We start from the raw sequence: 21,467 nt of genomic DNA on the forward strand, positions 1-21,467 counted from the left end.
TGGGAGCGATCGCTTTATGATGAAAAAACAATTAATTATGGAAAAGGCATTGGAGCTTTTTGCGAAGCAAGGATTTGAGGCCACATCAGTCCAACAAATAACAGAACATTGCGGCATTTCCAAAGGAGCATTTTACCTATCATTCAAGTCAAAAAATGAATTAATATTGGATTTGCTTGATTACTTTTTGAGGAAAATTTTATCGGATATTGACTATCTGGTCAAAAACACGAAAAACGCCGCTCTTTTATATGAATTTTATGAGACGTTGTTCCATTCTTTTCAAAAACATCATGACTTTGCCAAACTACTCCTGAAAGAGCAAATACTAACAATTAACGATACATTTATGAATAAAATGTATGCCTATGAAGTATCATTCGAGAAAATGATTTTAACCTTGCTGGAACGGAACTATGGTGAAACAATCAAAAATTCAAAATATGATCTTATCTATTGTGTCAAAGGCCTCATCAATACTTATTCCCAACTTCTTTTATTTGGTGATGCGCCGTTTGATGTAAAACTATTGATCCAATCACTCGTCGAGAAAACAAATATACTTGCTAAATACACGACCATCCCTTTTATTTCGCAAGAGCTGCTTCAAACATTAAAAAGACCGACAAATGAAAATATAACGAAGGAACAGCTCCTTGAAATGATGGAAGAAAAAATCGAAGAAATGGAAGATTCGATTGAAAAAGAATCGTTAAGCTTGTTAAAAGAGCATCTATTGGAGCCGAGTTTCAGCCCTGCCATCGTGAAGGGGTTGCTGGAAAATATTCGGCATCATCCTCATTGTAAAATGATGGCTTATTTGCTCCGCCATTATTGGAGGCTTTAAACATGACGGAAATGCAGAAACATCTGTTTCGGCTCGTTTGAATGTCACGAAGCAAGTGAACCGTTATATCGATTCGGTCTTTCATCACCAAGATCCTCTTTTGGAGGAAGTCATTTCATCCATAAAAGAAAACGGACTGCCCTCCATATCAGTATCCCCCTCCTCCGGAAAGCTTTTAACCATGCTCATATCCATTTCAGGGGCTAAAAGCATTTTGGAAATAGGAGCCCTTGGGGGTTATAGCGGGATTTGCCTTGCAAGGGGATTCGGTACAGATGAAACATTAACCTCCCTTGAACTTGAGGAGAGATGCGCCGAGTTGGCACACCGCAATCTATCTAAAGCCGGCTTTCGCGATCAAGTATCCTACATGACAGGACCGGCTCTCCAAAGCCTTGAAAAACTCGTTGCCGATCATAAGCGATTTGATTTTTTCTTTATTGGTACAGATAAAGTTAATTATAAAATTACTTGGAATATTGCATCAGATTGGCGGAATCAGATGCTTTAATCGTTGCTGATAACGTACTTGCGGGCGGCGGTGTAGCAGATCCGGGAGCTAAAGCAAAGCGCTATACTGAATTCATGGAAGAATTTAATAAAGTAAAACTTCATTCAGTAGGCGTTTTCTTCCATCTCCTACTGAATGTTAGTTGAACGAATTCGGGCATGTAGATGCCGTTTTCTCCCACTTAGACCTTTTGTATCAACTCAGGTCTTGATGTGGTGTGTATGGCACCTTACATGCGGGATAAACTTTGGTTCTCTGCTTATTCCAATTGGGGATGGGATGACCGTTTCAAAAGTAAAGAAATAAGAAAACAATTGTATCAGAATGCTGTGAATTGCCATCTTGCCTGCTTAAAAAGACCCGCCGTCTTTGAATTTCTCTCGATATACATCCGCGATCTTTGCTCATACAGCCTGTGCCCGGCTGTCTTTCCGGGGGGCCGTTGCTTGCCGATAGGATATGAAATTTAACGGCAATATATAATATCTGCCACCATTAGGCGGCAAGCATATTTAGGACGACTGTGTTAATAGCCTGTCTAATATAGTGCCAATTATTTTTCCGGCTGTCTTTGGAGCCGTTTTCCCTGGAAGCCCAAGAGCGTGGATGGTCTTTAAGCCTTTCTTTTCTGCAAATGCAAAGTCCGTTCCCCCTGGTTTGGAGGCTATGTCAATGATCAGAGCCGCCGGGTTCATTTTTGAAAGGATCGCCGCTTCCAAAATCTGTTGGGGAATTGTATTGATACAAATATCGGTTTTAGCAATATAATCGGCTAAATGGTCAAAGTGAACCGGACGCAGCCCCATTTCAGTGATGCGGGCTAGATCGGCATCCTTTCTTGCGGCCACACTCACTTGCGCCCCGACAGCGGAGAATAGCCTTGCCAAAGTAACACCCGTTCTGCCAAATCCCAGCACCATCACATGAGAACCGTGAATCGTATAGTCTGTTTCTTCTATGGCAATGTTTAATACGGCCTCGGCTGTAGGAATGGAATTTAAAATAGCAACATCGTGACGGTCCATTAAACGGACAAGCTTGCGATCAGCTTGCTTCACAATACGGTCTAAATATTCATTTGAAATCCCCGTATACACAATGCAATGTTCAGGAGTCTTTTTTAACATATCGGGCGACACGTTCAAAGATTTCTCCGAATAGACGGCCTCTACTTCACCGCGGGCATTCGTTCCGCCCAAAGGAAGCAAAATGGCATCAATTCGCCTAAAGTCGACTTGATCCAGCTTTTCATTATGTATGTTGGAATGAGAGAAGATCAATTGGTCGAATCCGGCTACAAATATATCGATCCCTTTGGAAGCTAATTGATTAATGACTTCAACATAGCGCTGATCACCACCCATAATCAACAGAGACAAATGCTTTTCCACCAATAATACCGCCTTTCCGTTCCATATTTAGCTTGTTTCTATATAAAATAACTATTCTAGTTGATAATCTCTATCTTGTTATAAAGCGTTGAAATCGAGATTCCCAAAGAGCGGGCTGCCTGCTTTTTACTTTCCAACGAACTGCCATAGTAATGTAATGTTTTTTTAATCCACAACCTTTAAAGGTAGAAGTGAAGTAGAAGCCAAGGATGGCAAAGAATCTATTTTATTCTGGGAAGAAGACCCCGGTAATGTTTGCATCTGCTTCATCACTAATAAATCCGGAATAACGGATGAAGTACTCTCGTTCATGAATCTTTCTAACACGTTTTCCAATTCCCGAATGTTCCCGGGCCAATTATATGTGGATAAAATGGACATTCCTTTGCTTGTAAAGCTGCATCGGGTAAAATCCGACTCTTTCCTCGATCCTGTTCATCAAAATCTTCTACCAATAATGGTATATCTTGCTTTCTTTGTCGTAAAGATGACACTTCGAAGCAGAGAACGTTCAATCGATCATATAAATCTTCACAAAACTTTCCTTCAGATACCCGCTTTTCCAAATCAGCAATTGAATAAAAACCTCCAAAAACACACCTATCATTTATATAAAATATAAATCCATAGGATAAAAAGCTTTATATTGTATAATTTATAACCTTGACTATTTGGTAACATTCAGCTCCAACCATATTTTTGTCCGGCCTACAGATGAAATATATGGAAAAAGCGTTGCGGCTGCTTTGTTCCGGGACTAGAATTTGGCCTGCTTTATAGGTACAATGAGATTAATGGTGAATGAAAAAATAAAAGTGAGGAATATCATGATCAAGGCTATTTTTTTCGATTTAGACGATACTCTGTTATGGGATCAAAAAAGTGTGAAAGAGGCTTTTGCCGCGACATGTAAAACGGCTGAAGAACGCTGTGGATTAGACCCGGATCATTTGGAACAAGCGGTTCGCGAGAGTGCGAGAGCGCTATACTCTTCTTATGAAACATATCCCTTTACCCAAATGATCGGGATCAATCCTTTTGAAGGGTTATGGGGAGAGTTTAAGGATGAAACAGCAGACTTTCAAAAATTAAGCAACATTGTTCCCACATATCGAAAAGACGCATGGACACTCGGTTTGAAACAATTGGGTATAGATGATCCGGATTTGGGGTCTGAACTGGGAGAACTTTTTCCCCAAAACCGCCGGAAAGTCCCGTTTGTTTATGACGATACATTTCAAGTGTTGGATACACTTACAAAAGATTATCGGCTCGTGCTGATTACCAATGGATCACCAAGCTTGCAAAACATAAAATTGACCATCACCCCAGAATTGAGACCATACTTTGAGGAAATTATCATTTCTGGCGATTATGGGAAAGGGAAACCTGATAAAGGAATCTTTGAGCATGCTCTGTCACTAATGTCCTTGCATAATGATGAGGCCATCATGGTAGGCGACAACTTAAACACAGATATTTTGGGGGCAAATCGCGCAGGAATCAAATCTGTCTGGATCAACCGCGAGCAAAAAGAACGGAATGAGGTCGTGCCTTCCTTTGAGATTCAGCAACTGACGAATGTTTATGATGTTTTAAAAGATTTATAGATACCTTCTTTACAAATACCGACCAGCTTCAGAAAGATTTCAAACAACGTTTAGGCATTGTTTGAAATCTTTTTTTTCCTGTAAAACGAAACTTATAGGGATTTGTTTTCCATATGTTAGCGCTAGATAGTTATTGACAAAATAGTGTGAAACGGAACCGGGAAGTATGTACAATGAATTCTTTACCTGTTACTATTTATATAAATGTTATATTTATGAGGAGAGTTGAGACAAGATGAGCACAGTGAAGCAAAAAGGTTATTTCGGCCAGTTTGGCGGAAGTTTCGTTCCTCCTGACTTACAGAAAGTAATGGACCAGTTGGAGGAGCAATTCGAGAAGTACAAAAATGATGAAGAGTTTAATAGAGAGTTTGCTTATTATGTAAAAGAATATGTGGGCAGAGAAAATCCGCTCACTTTCGCTAAAAATTTGACGGACAAACTTGGCGGGGCAAAAATTTATTTAAAGCGGGAAGATTTAAACCATACAGGAGCCCATAAAATCAATAACGCCATCGGGCAAATTTTGCTTGCGAAACGAATGGGCGTCAAGCGGATTATCGCCGAAACCGGGGCGGGACAGCACGGTGTGGCCACTGCTACCGCCTGTGCGATGTTCGGGATGGATTGCGTCATTTATATGGGAGCAGAGGATACGAGAAGACAGGCGCTGAATGTATTCAGAATGGAGTTATTGGGCGCAAAGGTTGTCGCGGTGGATAAAGGCCAGGGTCGTTTAAAAGATGCAGTTGATGAAGCATTGAACGATTTGGTACAAAACTATGACCATACATTCTATTTACTTGGATCAGCGGTCGGTCCACATCCTTATCCAACGATTGTAAAACATTTTCAAGCCATCATCAGTGAAGAGTCTAAGAAACAAATTCTGGAAAAAGAAGGAAAGCTGCCTACCGCGGTTGTCGCTTGTACAGGCGGGGGGAGCAACGCAATAGGCGCATTTGCCCATTATATAGACGAACAAGATGTACGTCTGATCGGGATCGAGCCTGACCAAGCTCCTTCCTTGACGAAAGGCGTGCCTGCCGAGCTCCATGGATTCAAATGTCTCGCCTTAATAGATGAAAACGGCAACCCACAGCCAACCTATTCCATCGCTGCGGGATTGGATTATCCGGGAATCGGCCCTGAACACAGCTACTTAAAAGAATCAGGCAGAGCGGAATATTACACAGTTTCCAACGATGAAGTGCTGGAAGCCTTTAAATTATTGTCAAAAGTGGAAGGCATCATCCCGGCACTGGAAAGTGCGCACGCCATCGCCTATACGGCCAAATTTGCCCCTACACTGGATCAAAATGATATCATTATCGTAAACTTATCCGGCCGGGGCGACAAAGACGTCCAGCAAGTGTTTGAAATGGAGACAAAATAATAGAGCTGTCCGAAAAGTAATATTGGAGCTTGAAAATCAAAAAAAATAAAACCCAAGAATGCTGTAAAATCAACATTCTTGGGTTTTAAGTTTTAGCGTCTTGACTCTAAGTTGGACTTTTTAGACAGCACCTTTTTGCGCGATTGAAAAATAGGCCTTCCAACTCCCTTATTTGAATTTTCTGGGAGGGTGATCAAAATGGACCGGAAACGAGTTAAAAAACAGATACAACAATGTACAGTTGAGGAATTAACAGCATGGCGAAAACATGCGGTGAAATGTCTTCAATATTTTTTGAAAGCGCGAAATAAGTTTGAGATTGAAGAATGTCACTTTGTCATTTCCCATATCGACCAAAGACTCCAAGAATTAAACAAAGATTTCTGCTGAAGTGACAGCGCCCCTGGACCAAGTGCGAAAAGTACAGAAGGGGGCGTTCAAAGGCTGCGTGAAAAATGCGAAATGGAGCCCCCGGCTTCTTTTCCATCAAACAGGTCTGACGGTGATTTCATTTACATTCACATAATCAGGCTGGGTAACGGCGTATAACACAGCTTTTGCGATATCCTCAGCCTCCAGTTTTTTACGGTTGGACACACTTGTGCTCAATGAAGTGTCCACCATGCCCGGAGAAATATTAGTTACACGGACACCGGTTCTGGCCAATTCCTTTTCCAGTCCCATTGAAATAGCACGGACCGCAAACTTGGTTGCGCTGTAAATTGTGCTCATCTTTGTCACTTCAAAACCGGAAACAGAAGCAATATTGATAATATGACCGGCCGAGCGTTCGAGCATGGAAGGCAAAACGGCATTGATACCGTATAGCACCCCTTTTATGTTCACGTCAATCATTTTCTCCCACTCTTCCACTTTACCGGACTGGACAGTGGCGGAAAGCATCTGGCCCGCGTTATTGACAAAAATATCAATACGTCCAAATGCTCCCAGCGCTTTTTTCACCATTTCCTCTACTTCTTCCCTGTTGGCCATATCCGTCCTCACCACAAGTGCTTTCCCTCTAGCTTGCCAATTTATCTCCTGCCCTATTTCATTCAACTTTTCATGACGTCTGGCGGCCAGAACAACATTGGCGCCCTCTGCCGCCAGTTCTTTGGCAATGGCGGCGCCAATTCCACTGCTTGCTCCTGTGATAACAACTGTTTTGCCTTGTAACTGCTCCATGTTCCATTCCTCCATTTACCTCTTTTAACCGAGTGTAACACGAAGGAAAATAGGAAGAAAACAGATCGCATTCCCGCTTAAATAATCAGCCACCTTTTAGATAAACCAACATAATTGACAAAAAGACAGGTATTACAACATTGTCATAATACCCGTCTTTGATCGTTATACTGCAGCCTCTGAATGCTGCCCGTTTGTTTTTTTCTTTTTGACCATAAAATAAGTCATTGTTAACGCGGCACAGCCCAGGATGTATAAGGCTAGAATGCCGATATTTTGCCACATGAACGCATAATCACCGCTTGAAATCACCGCTTTAAACGCCTGAACGGTATATGTCATCGGCAATAAGTTGTTGATCGGTTGGAGAACTTTCGGAATTAACTCCAACGGGAACGTTCCCGCGCTTGTTGTCAGTTGCAAAATCAGAATAATAATCGCAATGAAACGTCCGGGATCACCCATTGTGGTGACGAGAAGTTGTATCAATGTCATAAAAGCAAGACTCGTTATGATGGATACAAAAAGGAATAATGGAATGCTTTTTACTTCCATTCCCAATCCAAATAATAAGACAGCATCGACTAATAATGCCTGGATCACTCCGATAACGGCCACAACGCCGAATTTGCCAAGGAACCAGGAGATGCCATTACGCGGCTTTCCCGCGGGATCCTTCATATTGAAGACAATGGTCATCAATAAAGCACCGACAAACAATCCCAGCGACACAAAATAGGGAGCAAAACCTGTTCCGTAGTTTGGAACCGGACTTACCTGTTCCTTATTCACTTTAACAGGATTCCCCATCATATCATACGTATCACCGTTAGCGTCTACCGAGCCCGCCTCTTCTGCCGCTTCACTCAGTTTCTCATATAATTCTGCTGTTCCACCATGCAGTTCGTTTGTTCCTTCTGACAGCCTGGAGGACCCATCAGCTAGTTTTTGCGATCCGTCTTTGATTTTCGAGGAGCCGTCTGCCAATTGGCCCATTCCGTCATGTAATTTATTGGCGCCATCCGATAATTGGTGGGCGCCAGAATTTGCTTCTCCCATTTTTCGTGTGAATAATTCCATGTTTTTCACATATTCTTGTTGGCCGCTGCTTAACTTGGAAGACCCGTCGTTAAGATTTTTTGCTCCATTCGACAGTTGGTTGACCCCTTCCTGAAGCGCAAGCTGGCCAGACTGGATAGCTCCAAGACCCGTTCCTAATTGATTCAATGCCGGATCAACCGCTTGTTGAATTTCTTTCTCCAGCCCGGCGGTTGAGCCGCCAAGTTTTTTATTTACTTCACTCTTATACAAGCCGAATGCCTCATCGATCCCCGCAGTGGCTTGATGAACCCCTTGATTGACGCCGGTTTCTATTTGAGGTTGCAGTTGATTCACTAATGTTTGCTCCACTTGTTCTTTCGTCGGGGAGGCGGCTCCTACTTGGGAAATTATTTTTTGAACCGCTTCTTTTGGAACCCCGTTATCTAATAAAGCTGCGGAAAGCTTATCCATCTGCTCTTTTTGCATTTTATCAATTTGATCGGCAACCCCTTGTGCCACACCTGCTGAAAGCTGCCCAGACAGCCCATTCACTAAGTCATTTTGCAGTTTCCCGTTAATGCCCTGATTCAATTGATCCAAACCTTGATTCATTTCCTGGCCGCTTGCCTGGATTTTCGCATGGATCGTAGCGGCCATTTGCTTTGGCAATTGGGTTTGGAGCTGTTTGAGCCCATCCTGTACCTGTCCTGTTCCCTCGACCAAGTCCGGTATTTTCCCGTTCATTTCCTGTAACCCGTTGTTCATCTGGGAAATACCGCCTGTTAATGCTTGTGAGCCTTCTTGCACTTCTGTAGACGCGCTGTAAAGTTTTTCACTGGCATCTGTCAATTGATTCATCCCGTCCGCCAGTTCCCGTGATCCATTGGCAAGTTCATTGGAACCGGAGCGTACCTTTGTTATGCCATTTTCAAATTCAATGGAGCTGAATGCCAGCACTTCAAGATGATCTGTCAATTCTTTGGATCCATCCGCTACTTTTTTAGCCCCTTCATCTAATTTTTTACTGCCATCACTCGCTTTTTCAAGACCTTCCGCTACTTCTTCAACCTTGGCAAACATTGTTTCGGCATATGTGGTGGAAACAGCTTTGGCAACCTCGGCCTTGATTTCTTTTGCCGCTGTTTCCCCTATTTGAGAAGAAAGGAAATTGTAAGCTTCATTCGGTACGTACTTTAAAGCTAACTTCTTTGGTTTTTCGTCCATTAGCGTCGTCGCATTTTTTGAGAAATCCTTCGGTATTTCGATCAGCATATAATATTTTCGGTTTTTCAAATCCCGGTATCCTTCTTTTTTGGGGACAAAGTGAAATTGGAATTCATCGTTATCCTTCAACTTATCGACCAGTTCTTTACCTAATTCCAATTTCTCTCCCTCATAGTCAGCCCCAACATCTTCATTTACGACAACAACAGGCAAATCACTCAAATATTCATATGGGTCCCAGAAAGACCAAAGAAACATCCCCGCATATAATAATGGAACAAAAATGACAGCGATAACGGGAATCAGCACTTTTTTATTTGTCAGGATTTGCTTCCATTCCGTTAAAAAGCTAGATTTCTCCATCCATTTATTCTCCCTTCCGAAAAAAACGACCATTATATTCAACTGGTCAATTTTATGAAAAATAACCATTGACCACTTTATTCAATTGGTCAAAATTGTTTTAAAAATAAGGATTATCTTTTGGATAACCCCTTAAACAAATATAACTTAAACAGTTTTGATATGTCCTCTTTCTCCAACGGCTCCCGGACCTTCTCCCAATCAAAGATGAGCGCGACATAAAGCTTCAAAATGACAAAAGCCGTGATTTCGGGATTGCATGGCTTAATCTCGCCTTTTTCAATCCCTTTTCGGACAATGTTTCCCACGTGCTGGATAATCGTGTTTTCGATCTTTTGGATGACATCCTTTACCGCCGGCGTTCCCATTTCTTTTTCTTCTTGTATGAGTTTAATCATGAGTTGATGGTCAGTCCGGAACTCCAATAAGGTAAAAAGCGCGCGATCCACCTTTTCATAAAACGTTGCACTATCATATATCTCTTTTTCAACCGCCGCTTTCATTTCAAGGATTAAAGTAGAAATAATTTCATGAAACAGCTCTTCTTTATTTTTATAAAATGTATAAATTGTCCCTTTGCCGACATTGGCCAATTTGGCTATTTGATCCATCGTTGTAGCTTTGTAGCCAAATAAGGAAAAGGAGTTTGTTGCCGCCTGTAAAATTTGCTGCTTCCGATCAATGGCCATGTGCTTTCACCCCCATTCGGGAAACCATTTTGACCAATTGAACACTTTGGTCATACGTACAATGAAATACTAACACATCGATTTACAAGATGCAATACATTGTTCTGATTGCTGGTTAAGTGATTTGCCATGGATATAATTCAGCTTGCTTGTCCACTGCCACACGATCGGTCGGGGCGAACAATTCATTTTAACATGAAGTCACCCTGCTTGAATAGGTATATGTAATGCTGGTCGGATATATGATTTCTCTCACTTTAGACAATCAAGATTACCGTCAATCTTGCAGTTTGGACATGGACGGAAGCATTCCTTTGATTTCAACTTCCGCCATACGGAGTCTGTTCTTTGATCATTCATTGTGATCGTTGTCTAAACGAATTTCTAGCGTACTTGTGTCTTGACGAGGAGTAAATTCGATGGTTTTTAGAAGTGGTCCGGTTACTACCTCTCCAGATGTCTTTTTAGCCATAAATTCATCTACCGTTTTCACTTTCGATTTAGACACATGGATGGTGTAAGGAATATCAATATGTAACTTGATTGTTGCTTCCTTTTCCTCATTTGTCATTACTAGTCTCCCTTGAGGCAACACCGCGGAATTGTTGTCAGATTGCCCTCCTTTTGTTGATATTTCTATCAAATAGTATTCTTTTTCTTCTCCACCAATGATTTTCAAAGTAACTTCCTTCATTTTCGAATGTTCCTCCTGTTCTTTCGAATTACCCGAAGTAGAGCAACTAACTAACAAGATTGCTAAACAAAATATCATAAACGGTTTGATGGCTCTCACTTCCTCTTTTTCAATCGTTGACATTTGGAACACATAAGATTTTTTTCTTCATTTATATGTAGCTTAGAACAAATAAATGATTCCATCATTTAACATAAATATCCAAAAAAACATTAGCGCGACGCTATGATCACTAAACACCCTTTTCAAGCAGACGTATAAACCGAAGAGACAAGACAATTTTACATCACAACAAATATATCTTTCGACATAATCAATCAAAAACCATTTTTCAAAAATCTAGTTATCTGCCTATTACATAATTGGAAAGAAACCCTCTCCCAATTTTGGAGTAGGGTTAAAATGTAAGAACTTTTTGTGCGTCACTAAAGGGACATCCATTGATATATTTGGTATATTTCAGATGGTCCAAACTTTGGCCCCCAACTTGCTGTACTATTGACAGAAATAATAGAATTGGACTTAAGAATAGACCCACCACTCATACCGCCAGTGACAGAAGAGCTATGGATGATCGCATTTTGAGAAATATTATTTATTTTTCCGGAGCTTTTATATAAGTAATAATAGCCCGTTCCTGTACCTTTATCAGCAGGATATCCATGAGAAATGATCGGATCGTTCACTCCCGCATTTTGGCTGAGAGATAATTTTGGTGAATGAGAAGAATTAACTTTTATAACCGCATAATCATATTGTACATCTTTAAAATATACGCTGCTCGGATCTGGAGGGTTTGATGACATCCAGCCTAATGGGGCATAAGCCGTGGTAGAAGCCATCCCATCATAAGGCAACTCTGTACCATTTTGTCCTGGAGAAACAGCCCAATATGAAAAAAATTCATCATTATATGAATCATATACACAATGTGCCGCTGTAAGAACTGTCGTCTCGTTGATAAATGATCCAGAGCATACATACCAACTCCCGGATGAATCTCTAAAGGTGATTTGTGCCATGGCATTATAAGGGCTTATGGTTGTATTCGTGACTCTTACTCTGTTATCTGCGCTAAGTGGACTAACATCTAAAGAAGTCACATCAGGGGAAGTTGATTCAACGGAACTATTTAACTCAGGGGCATTTGGTTCTTCTAATATGTTTCCTTGAGAACTGACTGAGGTGGTTTTATGATTGCTACTTTCCAACTGTTTTAATTCGTCAGAATCAATATTCTTTTGTTTCGGCAGTTTTTGGATATCTTTTTTATATCTATCTTCCAAGGCGGGAATCTTATCTTTATCCAGTTTTGGCAGATCGAAGCGATCATAGACTTCATTTGTGTTCTCCTGTTGTGAAGATGCTGCAAAGCTCTCCATTGGCCCAACAAAATAGGCAAACAACAACATGCATAAAACGAGGTAGAGTGGTTTTTTCATTTTTGTTTTCCTTCCTTTCCTTTTTTATTTTTTGTATATTAGTCATTATTGTAAAGCGTTTTCATTTCTAAATCAACACAATATTAGGTAATATTTAAATATTTAGTAAATTATCTCTATTCATTTGGTAAATAATACAATTAAATGAAGACGAACGGGATTTATTTTTTCAAAATATCAGTCTTGCTACCCAGGCTGGACGAGTTGATACAACCAATGAGTCACGATTGAAGATGTTGTATCTCGGTTTCACTCACCCCATCATCCTCCTGATTTCTGATAAATCGTATGATTTGTTTCGTTGGCAACCGCCTTTTCCTCGTTAGCTTTTCTTAATGCCCAAGAATGGCCCGTTTGGCTTGGACGGTTGAAATAGCCAACGGCCACCTTACTCTTCCTCATTACAATCATTCTCCATGAATGACCAAGCTTCTTTTGCAATCTGGCCCCTTCTATTTTTATAAAAGTGGCACTTTTAGCGGAGTCAATCCTTTGCTAATCTTATCAATAAAACAAAATGAGAGAAAGAAGGTCTATGATGCAAAGAACAACTAGTTATTCGCGCTCCAACACGTTTGATCTGATCCTGACAGCCATGTTAACAGCTCTCGTATTCGTGGCCACTCTCTTATTAAATATTAAACTGCCTATTTCAGCGAATGGCGGTTTGGTTCACCTTGGAACAGCCATGCTCTTTATCGCATCCATTTTATTCGGTCCAAAAAAGGGAGCTATTGCCGGGGCCGCCGGAATGGGGCTGTTTGACCTAGTATCGGGCTGGACATTGTGGGCGCCTATCACCTTTTTAACCCGCGGTTTGCAAGGCTATATCGTTGGAAAAATTGCCTGGAAGGGAGAGCGGCGAGGAAGCAGCATCACTTTCAACCTGGTTGCCATGATTGTTTCGATACCTCCTATGATCGCCGGCTATTACGTTTGGGAGCGGGTGCTGTATGGCAGTTGGATTGTACCATTGGCTTCCATTCCCGGAGACATCATTCAGAGTGTCATAGGGATTGGTGTGGCTATTCCCGTTTGTATAGTGTTGAAAAAAATTCCCGTTTTTAAATAATGACTGAACACAGTCCGTCGCCCAAAAGAGACAAGAAAAGCCGTATGGATACAAGGTGAAATGCTGTATCCATACGGCTTTTTATATTGGTAAAAACTTTCGGCCCAGCAGTTTAGGCTTCCTGTAGCATATCTGTTTTTCTATGATCCACTAAACCTAGCGTATTATCTGTTGTAGCATGAATGTCTTGGAAAAGATCTGGATTTTCCACTAGTGACACGCCATAAGAAGGGATCATTTCTTTAATTTTTGGCTCCCATTCTTTCACATGTTGCGGGAAGCATTTTTCCAATACCTCAAGCATCACGTGAACAGCAGTAGAAGCACCAGGAGAAGCACCAAGTAACGCGGCGATTGAACCATCGGCCGCATTCACCACTTCCGTGCCAAATTGCAGCGTTCCTTTGCCGGCTTCGGTGTCTTTGATGACTTGCACGCGCTGGCCAGCTGTCACGATGTTCCAATCTTCGCTTTTGGCGCTCGGAATAAACTCGCGCAACTCTTCCATGCGCTGTTCGTTTGATAACATCACTTGCTGGATCAGATATTTTGTTAATTTCATCTCTTTTACCCCTGCCGCCAACATCGTGATGACATTATTCGGTTTAACAGAACCGATCAAGTCCATATTTGAACCCGTCTTTAAGAACTTGGGCGAAAAGCCGGCAAACGGTCCAAACAGCAATGTCTTCTCGTTGTTGATAAATCTTGTATCAAGATGCGGAACCGACATGGGAGGAGCGCCGACCTTTGCTTTACCGTACACTTTTGCGTGGTGTTGCTCTACCACTTCCGGATTCTTACAGACCATAAACAGTCCGCTTACAGGAAAACCTCCAATATGTTTTGACTCGGGAATACCGGTTTTTTGAAGTAATGGAAGACTTCCTCCTCCGGCGCCGATAAAGATGAATTTTGCAGTATGGTGTTCAATTGTGCCACTGTCCATATTATGCATCTTCACTTCCCACAAGCCATCGCTGTTACGTTTGATGTCCTTCACATAGTGCTTATAATTGATTTCGACGCCCCTTCGCTTTAAGTGGTCAAATAGTATGCGTGTTAATGCACCAAAGTTGACGTCCGTGCCCGAGTCGATTTTTGTTGCCGCTATCGGTTCATTCAATGTGCGGCCTTCCATGATGAGCGGAACCCATTCCTTCAATTTTTCCGGGTCATCGGAAAACTCCATTCCTTGAAAAAGAGGGTTGTTTGCCAGTGCCTCAAAACGTTTTTTCAAGAATGCGACATTCTTTTCCCCTTCTACGAAACTCATATGGGGTATTTGCCTAATAAAGTCCTGCGGGTCGTGAATCATTTGGCTGTTTACAAGATAAGACCAAAACTGTTTTGATAGCTGGAACTGTTCATTAATTTTTACTGCTTTGCGGATATCGATCGATCCGTCCGATTTTTCGGGTGTATAGTTAAGTTCACAAAGTGCGGAATGGCCCGTACCCGCATTGTTCCATTCGTTAGAGCTTTCTTCTCCCGCATCTGACAGTTTCTCAAACACTTTGATTTCCCACTGCGGCGCTAACTCTTTTAGTAACGAACCCAAAGTCGCGCTCATAATGCCAGCACCAATTAAGATAACGTCTGTTTTCGTTTGTTTATCGCTCATTTCGACCTTCCTTATACACTGAAATTTACATATAGAATGAAGGCGCTCTTACTTGAGCATCGAACAAGCAGAGCGCGAACTAATCACAAATCTTCTCTAACTCTATTATACCCTAATCATCGTTCATAAGAGCCTTTTAGAGATAAGAATCTTTATTTTGTATTATCTAAATTTAAGATTGATTTCGAAGAATTGATGACTAAACTGTTATAATACAAAAAATTAAAGTCCCGCGAGACCTAATACAGTATAGGGAAAAGCCATTTTTACCACAATTAGGATAAAATTCCTATGTGTGGTATTTTACCATAAAACCCCATCCACGCCAGATGTTACTATTCTATTACTTTGCATATGCCTTCAATATTCACATTCCTTACGCTAAAATGTTCCCCGTCCCTTTAGCCATCCACAATAATACGAAAGTAAAAACCCGATAAAGAAACTACATTCTTTTCGGGTTTGGGCAGAACAAACTATATGACATTAGGGCGTAACCAATCTTTTGCTTCTGCAGTTACTTTTTGCAAGACCACTTTCTTCAAGGCTTGGATAAAATCATAGGCATCATCCAAAAAAGCAGTCCTTACTAACTCTATGTTCCATTCTCGACATTGTTCCTGTAAATCGAATCCTATGTCATATAGAGCTTCCAAATTGGTTGTTACTGATAATAAATCACATGTGACTACCGCTTTAATGCCTTGACTTGCTTTTTCTCGAATGACATCTTTTACATCAGGGCCAAGCCACAGTTCTTTCTTTTCACCAGCACTTCGGTAAGCTATTTCCCAATCCGGCACATGCAATTGCTCCGCAACCAACTTTGCCAATTCGGAAAACTGCTGTATATAGATTTCATGCGTTTTCGCAAGACCTGGTTGACTATGGGCCGTAAAAATAACAGAAGAAGCTTGAAATTCGTCTTTAGGCAACCAATCTAACGCTTCTTGAACACGCTGGGCTAAGATTCGGATAAAATCTTCCTGTTGATGCCAGTGTTCAACATCCACAATCGGCATATCACACCCAAGCATGTTCAAAGTCTTTCGGACTTGACGTTGGTAGTAACGAATGCCCATTTTTGAATACAGTGGTTTAATCGGAAAGGTGATGATTTTTTCAACCCCGTCTGCCACCATTTTTTCAACCGTTTCCCGCACAAAAGGAGGCGTATGTTTAAAAGCGACATAGGACTTTACTTGTTCCTCAAAGCAAGGCTGTAAAGCATGCTCTAAAGCCAGCGCCTGCCTTCTTGTCATACTTCCAAGCTGATTTGCTTCTCCAACATGCCTATACTTTTCTTTCACTGCTTCTATCCTTTCCTCGCTCGGCGCCTTGCCATGATGGATATGAGTATAATAATCCAGTAAATCATCCATAGATGTTGGACCGCCATACGCAAAAATTATGATACCAATCATTTTATACACATCCTTGCATTGGTCATTGGTTTGGGTGAATCCATTCTGCCAGTTCCTCCAGTATATCTACTACATAAGCATTGGGCTGGGAAATAGATTTTGCCGGGATATTCTTTACATTGCCTGATTCAACAGCGCGCAAAGTGTTAAACCCCGGTGAATCCAACAGTTCGGAAAATTCCCCGCTTGTCGATCCCCACTCAACGAGAACGATGTAATCCGGATCTATTTCGATCATATGCTCTATCGAAGCAGGCGTTGTTTTATCCAAGTTGAGCACATCCGATGCCGGTGTGCCACCCGCCAGTTTTACGATGTCATACGCAATACTGGATGGACCCAGAATATAAGGGCCTGTATTAGAACCTACTTGTGAAAGCAGTAAAACAGAAGGCTTTTCTTTTTGATCCGCCACTTGTTTTTGAACCTTTTCCACTTTCGCCTTCATCTCCGCCACCCTTTTTTCCGCCTTTGCTTCTTCACCAACCAACTCGCCAATAAGTTGATAATTCTCCATTAAAGATTCCACCGTCATCCAACGGTCAAAAGACGCTAGTGGCACACCCGCTGATTGCAACATCTTATTCGCATCCTGTTCAGACCCATGGGTTAACGTTAAAAGCACCAAATCAGGCTCATACGACAAAACAACTTCCGGATCTAACGAGGTGGCGCCTGCAATTTTATGGGGAATCTGATCGAGTTCTTCGGTGATATGGGATAAACGATCATTTTCCGCGCTTGTTGTTATAGCTGCAATGTGCTCCGCACCAAGTAAATCCACTGCAATTTCCGCTACATTTAAAGATAGTGCCGCAACTTTTTCCGGCTTCTTTTCGATTGTGATTTCTTCTCCGTAAACATCAACCGTACGCGGGAATTCACCCCCCTGACCCTTTTCTTTATCATTCGAAAAAGACTCTTTCTCCGCATCTTTCTGTTGATTTTCCGGTTCACTGTTCGTCTTTTGTTCATTTTGCCCACATCCGCTCACAAAAAATAATACGAGCAGCGTACATCCATAAAATATGATTTTTCTCATCCATTACCCAACTCCATTCTTTCTTTCATTTATGATTTCCTGTTCGGGAGGCTGATATTTTAACGCTGTGACGGTCTGGGCATGAATGAGTTCATCATGGCGAATAGCAGTCTCAACATGATAACTCTCCTGTAACCTTTTCTTTGTCAATACAGCTTTAGGCTCCCCCGCGGCCTGCACTTCTCCGTTTTTTAATAAAACTAATCGATCGCAAAACCTGGCAGCCATGTTTAAATCGTGTAAAGCGGCAATAGCGATCATTCCTTCGTCAACCAATTCGCGCACCAGTTCGAGCACTTGAAGCTGCCGATGAAGATCAAGTGCCGAAGTAGGTTCATCCAATAATAAAATAGACGGGTCTTGCGCCAAAGCCTTGGCAATAAACACCATTTGCCTTTGCCCCCCGGATAAGCTTGTCACCGATTGCTCAGAGAGATGGGTAATCGCTGTTCTTTCCATCGCTTCATTCACCCGCTCATAATCGGTGAAACGGCCAAAACCAAAACGCGGGATATGGGCATGTCTCCCCATCATTACGATGTCTCTCACACGAAAATCGAATCCAATGGTTGTATCTTGAGGCACATAACCAATCATTTTTGCCAATTGATTGGCGGAATATGAGCTGATTTTCTTGTTTTGAATGCGGATCGTACCAGACTGATAACTTAGTAATCCGCCTAAAGCTTTCAGCCAAGTCGATTTTCCAGAGCCATTTGGGCCAATCAGACCAATAAAAGTGCCCCTTGTCGCACTAAAAGAAACCGATTTTAGAATTTTCTTTTTTCCGATTTGAACCACAAGTTGATGGCACGAGATACTCATTAGACACTCCCCCTTTTTGAACGGAGAACAAGCATTAAAAAGATCGGCGCTCCGATTAAAGCACAAACAACCCCCACTTGCAGATGAACCCTTTCAAAAGCCATACGTGAAACAGTATCCGCCAAAACAAGAAATGCCGCTCCACCGAGCGCACTGGCAGGAAGTAAAAAGCGGTGATCGGCACCGAATAAAAGGCGAATCACATGTGGCACAACAAGGCCGACAAAGCCAATTGTCCCACTGACAGCTACACCCGTACCGGTCATAAGGGCACTTAAGCCTAACAAAATATATCTTGTTCTTCGGACATTCACTCCGGAACTTTTTGCTTGATCATCACCGAGCAACATCATATTTAATTCCCTTGCGAAAAAACAGACACCTACTATAGCCGCAAGAATAAATGGACTAATGAGTTGAACATGTTGCCAAGTTGGACCTTCCAATCCACCCTGTAACCAAAAGACGATGCTGCGAAGCTCTTGCTCACTGGGAGCACTGGCAACAAAAACACTAATAACAGCCGAGACGAACAGATTTAGCCCCAAACCCACCAGCAGTAATGTCGACACTGATGTTTTCCTGCTCATCTCCCAAACTGCCAACACAATCCCCATTGATATAAGCGCACCTAAAAAGGCTGCTCCGGGCAAAATCCACAAACTGTATTTTACTAAGCCAAAAAAAAGAACCATGACCGCGGCTAATGCCGCACCACTTGAAACGCCAATATAGCCCGGCTCGACTAAAGGATTTCGAAATAAACCTTGCATAATGGCTCCTGCCGTACCCAAGGCTCCTCCCACCAATGCGCCGACAATTACACGCGGTAGTCTGATGTCCATTACAACAATGGCATCCCTCTCTATGTAATCCAATCCTTGTTCGATATGGAGAGCATCCAACATAATGGCAATGGTTTGTTGAAAAGGGATAGGTACTGGACCTATTGAATTGGCCAAAATCATGGAGAATATTAAGATAAAACCAAGAAAGCTTAAAAGAAATACATACTTTCGCCAACTTTTTTTGTAATTCACTCTCCGAGCTTGCAGACGATTTTCTGTTTCTAACTGTTTCTGAATCAATAGGCCACCCCCTAACTTGGTTAAGGGAATCAAATTTTACTGTAGTTAATTTTGTTTCCCTAATACAAGAATTTATTTTAATCTCTCCATTTTGTCAATGATTCCGTATTTTATTACATTTATTTAAATATTTTTTCATTTAAAACTACATTCGATCCATCTGCCCCGAAGCGCCATACGTTCCAGAATACCCGACATGCCCCTACCTGCCCAAAGTAAAAATGCCATCCACAACAGTTGGCATAGCTATATGGAGCTATCCGAAAAGTAATATTGAGCTTGAAAAGCAAAAAAATAAAACCTAAGAATGCTGTAAAAACAACATTCTCGGGTTTTAAGTTTTAACGCCTTTACCCTTTTAGACAACCCCTTGATTGTTCAATATCTATTCTCTCTAGCGACTCAAAGATGTCTCTGGAATCAATTTAAAACCTTCAATCATTGTATCCTCTTCCACTTCAATCAACAGACAGCGCTTGCCGTTTAAATGAACCTGTCTAACATACTTTAAGTCTTTTGGACTGATAGAAATATTCGCCACCTTTGTATTAATTTTGATAGATTTAGACGTATAACTCGGAACAATATTACTTGCTTTCAGCTCGTACTTCTCGTCATCGACGACTTTTTGAAAAGCCATTTCCACTAGATCCGTATCGACATTTTCCACTCCACTCACCTTTAGCACCCGTTCCACATCTTTATAATCCAATGTTGGAGGAACCTCTTCCTCCGCCCCTTCCTCTTCATCCATCATCCGGTTGATTTCTTCGTATACGTTGGACAGCGTATGGGTATCCACCTCGTCTCCAACCACTTCTTTTACGACAAACTCAAAAACGGCTTTATCATCCTCTGCAGTCATAATATCTTCACCATTTAACACATTTTCGATAAAGTGATAATCAGGTTGGTTTGCTTTGCCCGCCGAGTATAACACGCGATTGACATCAGCCGAATTGTCTGTGAAACAAGGAAACAAAAATCCCGCTTTCGGAGATGCCATATTGATAATGGAGTCAACTACGACGTTCGACTTAAATTCCTTCTCAATATAATCAAACACCAACGTTCTTTTCGGCTGCTCCGTCTGATTCATGCTACAGAGAATAAAAGGGTGCATATAAACCTCGTCCCGGCCACTTACTTCCGCTTCCTCATGACTTCTTTTCGTCGGTTTAAAATACTCTCCCCGAATGAAGGTGACTACCATATCCTTTTCGTACTGGACATCCTTGAACGTCTTTTCAACGATTCGCAACATCTGCTCCTTCCATTCATCTACATCGTCCGCTTGCAGACCTTCATGAAGAATAAACCGTGTGTGATCTTCTGCATGCTCCAGAAACTTCACTTCAAATAATTTCACATCCAATTTTCCGGTCAGCACCTTCTTGAAATTGTTCATGAACAACTCCTGCTGCTCCCGTTCCAGCATGGAAAACGGCTGGCTCTCTTGATGGTAAATATCGCTGCTTTCTTTTCTGATGTAGACATTAAAAATATCTTTGACTTTTAATAAATCATTATCAAGCTTGAATTGTTTACGAATGTTGGCTATATCATTTTTGTTCATATGAAAGTGCAACTCCTTACTGTTTGGTCTGTGAAGGGAAAGCAAATTTTTCCCGGGTGAATTTCCATTTCTTTAAAAAAGCAAGTCCAATTTGGCGTTTATACGCTCTGAACCGCTCCCCATCAGGCAAGATGAATTATACTTTTTGTATCCGTCTACCTCATTGGAAGCATATCACTCTTTGAACACTCCCTTATTATAACAACATAGCCGGACAGATTGTTTAAAGACATATAAGTGCCACCTCTTACATACTGACAGTTTCGTTAAAGGAATCCGCCCCTGCATGCACCCTCAAACATGCCTCTCGTTGATTGGAGCTAAGCAATCTTCACCAAAAATTCGCCAACCGTGAAGGAAGATTCCGGCCCCCATCGCTTTTTGCCGCTCCCAAATCGGCTTATATTGAAACCCGCAGAAAAG

General features: G+C 41.6%; 18 protein-coding genes and 2 pseudogenes. 5 read left to right on the forward strand and 15 right to left on the reverse strand.

Annotated features, from left to right (window positions below; genetic code table 11):
• Positions 1-16 precede the first annotated feature (16 nt).
• Together JOC94_RS07775 and JOC94_RS07780 are read left to right on the forward strand one after the other, a co-directional pair.
• Positions 17-847 carry a TetR/AcrR family transcriptional regulator gene (locus JOC94_RS07775; RefSeq protein ID WP_077112648.1) on the forward strand — a complete coding sequence of 277 codons (831 nt, stop codon included), beginning with the start codon at positions 17-19 and terminating at the stop codon, positions 845-847.
• A 100-nt stretch (positions 848-947) separates the two neighbouring features.
• A pseudogene (locus tag JOC94_RS07780) lies at positions 948-1,450 on the forward strand (O-methyltransferase); the annotation flags it as partial.
• Between the two features lie 420 nt (positions 1,451-1,870).
• Here JOC94_RS07780 and dpsA read toward each other — a convergent pair.
• The 3 genes and pseudogenes from dpsA to JOC94_RS23645 all read right to left on the reverse strand — a co-directional run.
• Positions 1,871-2,749, reverse strand: coding sequence for a dipicolinate synthase subunit DpsA (gene dpsA, locus JOC94_RS07785; RefSeq protein WP_139345669.1), 879 nt, complete (start codon positions 2,747-2,749; stop codon positions 1,871-1,873).
• Between the two features lie 56 nt (positions 2,750-2,805).
• Positions 2,806-2,925 (reverse strand): helix-turn-helix domain-containing protein, encoded by a 120-nt coding sequence (locus JOC94_RS23500; RefSeq protein WP_083717616.1) that lies wholly within the window; start codon positions 2,923-2,925, stop codon positions 2,806-2,808.
• Positions 2,915-3,142: pseudogene (locus JOC94_RS23645) on the reverse strand (AAA-type ATPase lid domain-containing protein); the annotation flags it as partial. The pseudogene JOC94_RS23645 and the gene JOC94_RS23500, both read right to left, overlap by 11 nt.
• Before the next feature lie 434 nt (positions 3,143-3,576).
• Between JOC94_RS23645 and JOC94_RS07795 the strand changes: the two are divergent.
• Together JOC94_RS07795 and trpB are read left to right on the forward strand one after the other, a co-directional pair.
• A complete protein-coding gene (locus tag JOC94_RS07795; RefSeq protein ID WP_077112717.1) occupies positions 3,577-4,359 on the forward strand; it encodes an HAD family hydrolase in 783 nt (260 codons plus the stop codon).
• A gap of 235 nt (positions 4,360-4,594) precedes the next feature.
• The gene (gene trpB / locus JOC94_RS07800; RefSeq protein ID WP_205178995.1) at positions 4,595-5,755 is read left to right on the forward strand and encodes a tryptophan synthase subunit beta; all 1,161 of its coding nucleotides are present in this window, start codon (positions 4,595-4,597) and stop codon (positions 5,753-5,755) included.
• Positions 5,756-6,241: 486 nt separating this feature from the next.
• Here the strand turns inward: trpB and JOC94_RS07805 are convergent, their stop codons facing one another.
• The 6 genes from JOC94_RS07805 to JOC94_RS07830 all read right to left on the reverse strand — a co-directional run bounded on the left by JOC94_RS07805 (position 6,242) and on the right by JOC94_RS07830 (position 12,795).
• On the reverse strand, positions 6,242-6,940 hold the full coding sequence (locus JOC94_RS07805; RefSeq protein WP_077112656.1) for an SDR family oxidoreductase: 699 nt from the start codon (positions 6,938-6,940) through the stop codon (positions 6,242-6,244).
• A gap of 165 nt (positions 6,941-7,105) precedes the next feature.
• A complete protein-coding gene (locus JOC94_RS07810; RefSeq protein ID WP_077112719.1) occupies positions 7,106-9,568 on the reverse strand; it encodes a YhgE/Pip domain-containing protein in 2,463 nt (820 codons plus the stop codon).
• A gap of 113 nt (positions 9,569-9,681) precedes the next feature.
• A complete protein-coding gene (locus JOC94_RS07815) occupies positions 9,682-10,257 on the reverse strand; it encodes a TetR/AcrR family transcriptional regulator (protein WP_077112658.1) in 576 nt (191 codons plus the stop codon).
• Between the two features lie 352 nt (positions 10,258-10,609).
• Positions 10,610-10,951, reverse strand: coding sequence for a hypothetical protein (locus tag JOC94_RS07820; protein WP_077112660.1), 342 nt, complete (start codon positions 10,949-10,951; stop codon positions 10,610-10,612).
• A 425-nt stretch (positions 10,952-11,376) separates the two neighbouring features.
• A complete protein-coding gene (locus JOC94_RS07825) occupies positions 11,377-12,393 on the reverse strand; it encodes a trypsin-like serine peptidase (RefSeq protein WP_077112662.1) in 1,017 nt (338 codons plus the stop codon).
• A 261-nt stretch (positions 12,394-12,654) separates the two neighbouring features.
• On the reverse strand, positions 12,655-12,795 hold the full coding sequence (locus JOC94_RS07830) for a hypothetical protein (protein ID WP_205178997.1): 141 nt from the start codon (positions 12,793-12,795) through the stop codon (positions 12,655-12,657).
• A 136-nt stretch (positions 12,796-12,931) separates the two neighbouring features.
• Here JOC94_RS07830 and JOC94_RS07835 point away from each other — a divergent pair, with 136 nt between their 5' ends.
• Positions 12,932-13,465: an ECF transporter S component gene (locus JOC94_RS07835; protein ID WP_077112666.1), complete on the forward strand. Its 534-nt coding sequence runs from the start codon at positions 12,932-12,934 to the stop codon at positions 13,463-13,465.
• Positions 13,466-13,577: 112 nt separating this feature from the next.
• Here JOC94_RS07835 and JOC94_RS07840 read toward each other — a convergent pair whose 3' ends face one another.
• From JOC94_RS07840 to JOC94_RS07865, 6 genes are all read right to left on the reverse strand, one after another.
• Positions 13,578-15,104 (reverse strand): malate:quinone oxidoreductase, encoded by a 1,527-nt coding sequence (locus JOC94_RS07840; protein WP_321189686.1) that lies wholly within the window; start codon positions 15,102-15,104, stop codon positions 13,578-13,580.
• Positions 15,105-15,565: 461 nt separating this feature from the next.
• Complete coding sequence (gene hemH, locus JOC94_RS07845) at positions 15,566-16,513, reverse strand: ferrochelatase (protein ID WP_077112670.1); 948 nt, start codon at positions 16,511-16,513, stop codon at positions 15,566-15,568.
• Between the two features lie 22 nt (positions 16,514-16,535).
• Positions 16,536-17,555 (reverse strand): ABC transporter substrate-binding protein, encoded by a 1,020-nt coding sequence (locus JOC94_RS07850; RefSeq protein ID WP_077112672.1) that lies wholly within the window; start codon positions 17,553-17,555, stop codon positions 16,536-16,538.
• A gap of 3 nt (positions 17,556-17,558) precedes the next feature.
• Positions 17,559-18,380 (reverse strand): ABC transporter ATP-binding protein, encoded by an 822-nt coding sequence (locus JOC94_RS07855; RefSeq protein ID WP_077112674.1) that lies wholly within the window; start codon positions 18,378-18,380, stop codon positions 17,559-17,561.
• Complete coding sequence (locus tag JOC94_RS07860; protein ID WP_236017016.1) at positions 18,380-19,468, reverse strand: FecCD family ABC transporter permease; 1,089 nt, start codon at positions 19,466-19,468, stop codon at positions 18,380-18,382. Before JOC94_RS07860 ends, JOC94_RS07855 begins: the two co-directional genes overlap by 1 nt.
• Positions 19,469-19,862: 394 nt before the next feature.
• Complete coding sequence (locus tag JOC94_RS07865) at positions 19,863-21,044, reverse strand: DUF4317 domain-containing protein (protein WP_077112676.1); 1,182 nt, start codon at positions 21,042-21,044, stop codon at positions 19,863-19,865.
• Positions 21,045-21,467 lie beyond the last annotated feature (423 nt).

The sequence above is a fragment of the Siminovitchia thermophila genome (genome assembly GCF_016909185.1).
Lineage (GTDB): Bacteria > Bacillota > Bacilli > Bacillales > Bacillaceae_C > Siminovitchia > Siminovitchia thermophila.

Excerpts from the sequence above, each read along its gene's own strand:
- JOC94_RS07795 (WP_077112717.1), top strand. The coding sequence starts at position 3,577 with ATGATCAAGGCTATTTTTTTCGATTTAGACGATACTCTGTTATGGGAT.
- JOC94_RS07820 (WP_077112660.1), bottom strand. The coding sequence starts at position 10,951 with ATGAAGGAAGTTACTTTGAAAATCATTGGTGGAGAAGAAAAAGAATAC.
- JOC94_RS07830 (WP_205178997.1), bottom strand. The coding sequence starts at position 12,795 with ATGAGGAAGAGTAAGGTGGCCGTTGGCTATTTCAACCGTCCAAGCCAA.
- hemH (WP_077112670.1), bottom strand. The coding sequence starts at position 16,513 with ATGATTGGTATCATAATTTTTGCGTATGGCGGTCCAACATCTATGGAT.
- JOC94_RS07865 (WP_077112676.1), bottom strand. The coding sequence starts at position 21,044 with ATGAACAAAAATGATATAGCCAACATTCGTAAACAATTCAAGCTTGAT.
- JOC94_RS07810 (WP_077112719.1), bottom strand. The coding sequence starts at position 9,568 with ATGGAGAAATCTAGCTTTTTAACGGAATGGAAGCAAATCCTGACAAAT.
- JOC94_RS07825 (WP_077112662.1), bottom strand. The coding sequence starts at position 12,393 with ATGAAAAAACCACTCTACCTCGTTTTATGCATGTTGTTGTTTGCCTAT.
- JOC94_RS07805 (WP_077112656.1), bottom strand. The coding sequence starts at position 6,940 with ATGGAGCAGTTACAAGGCAAAACAGTTGTTATCACAGGAGCAAGCAGT.
- JOC94_RS07815 (WP_077112658.1), bottom strand. The coding sequence starts at position 10,257 with ATGGCCATTGATCGGAAGCAGCAAATTTTACAGGCGGCAACAAACTCC.
- trpB (WP_205178995.1), top strand. The coding sequence starts at position 4,595 with ATGAGCACAGTGAAGCAAAAAGGTTATTTCGGCCAGTTTGGCGGAAGT.
- JOC94_RS07850 (WP_077112672.1), bottom strand. The coding sequence starts at position 17,555 with ATGAGAAAAATCATATTTTATGGATGTACGCTGCTCGTATTATTTTTT.
- JOC94_RS07835 (WP_077112666.1), top strand. The coding sequence starts at position 12,932 with ATGCAAAGAACAACTAGTTATTCGCGCTCCAACACGTTTGATCTGATC.
- JOC94_RS07775 (WP_077112648.1), top strand. The coding sequence starts at position 17 with ATGATGAAAAAACAATTAATTATGGAAAAGGCATTGGAGCTTTTTGCG.
- JOC94_RS07855 (WP_077112674.1), bottom strand. The coding sequence starts at position 18,380 with ATGAGTATCTCGTGCCATCAACTTGTGGTTCAAATCGGAAAAAAGAAA.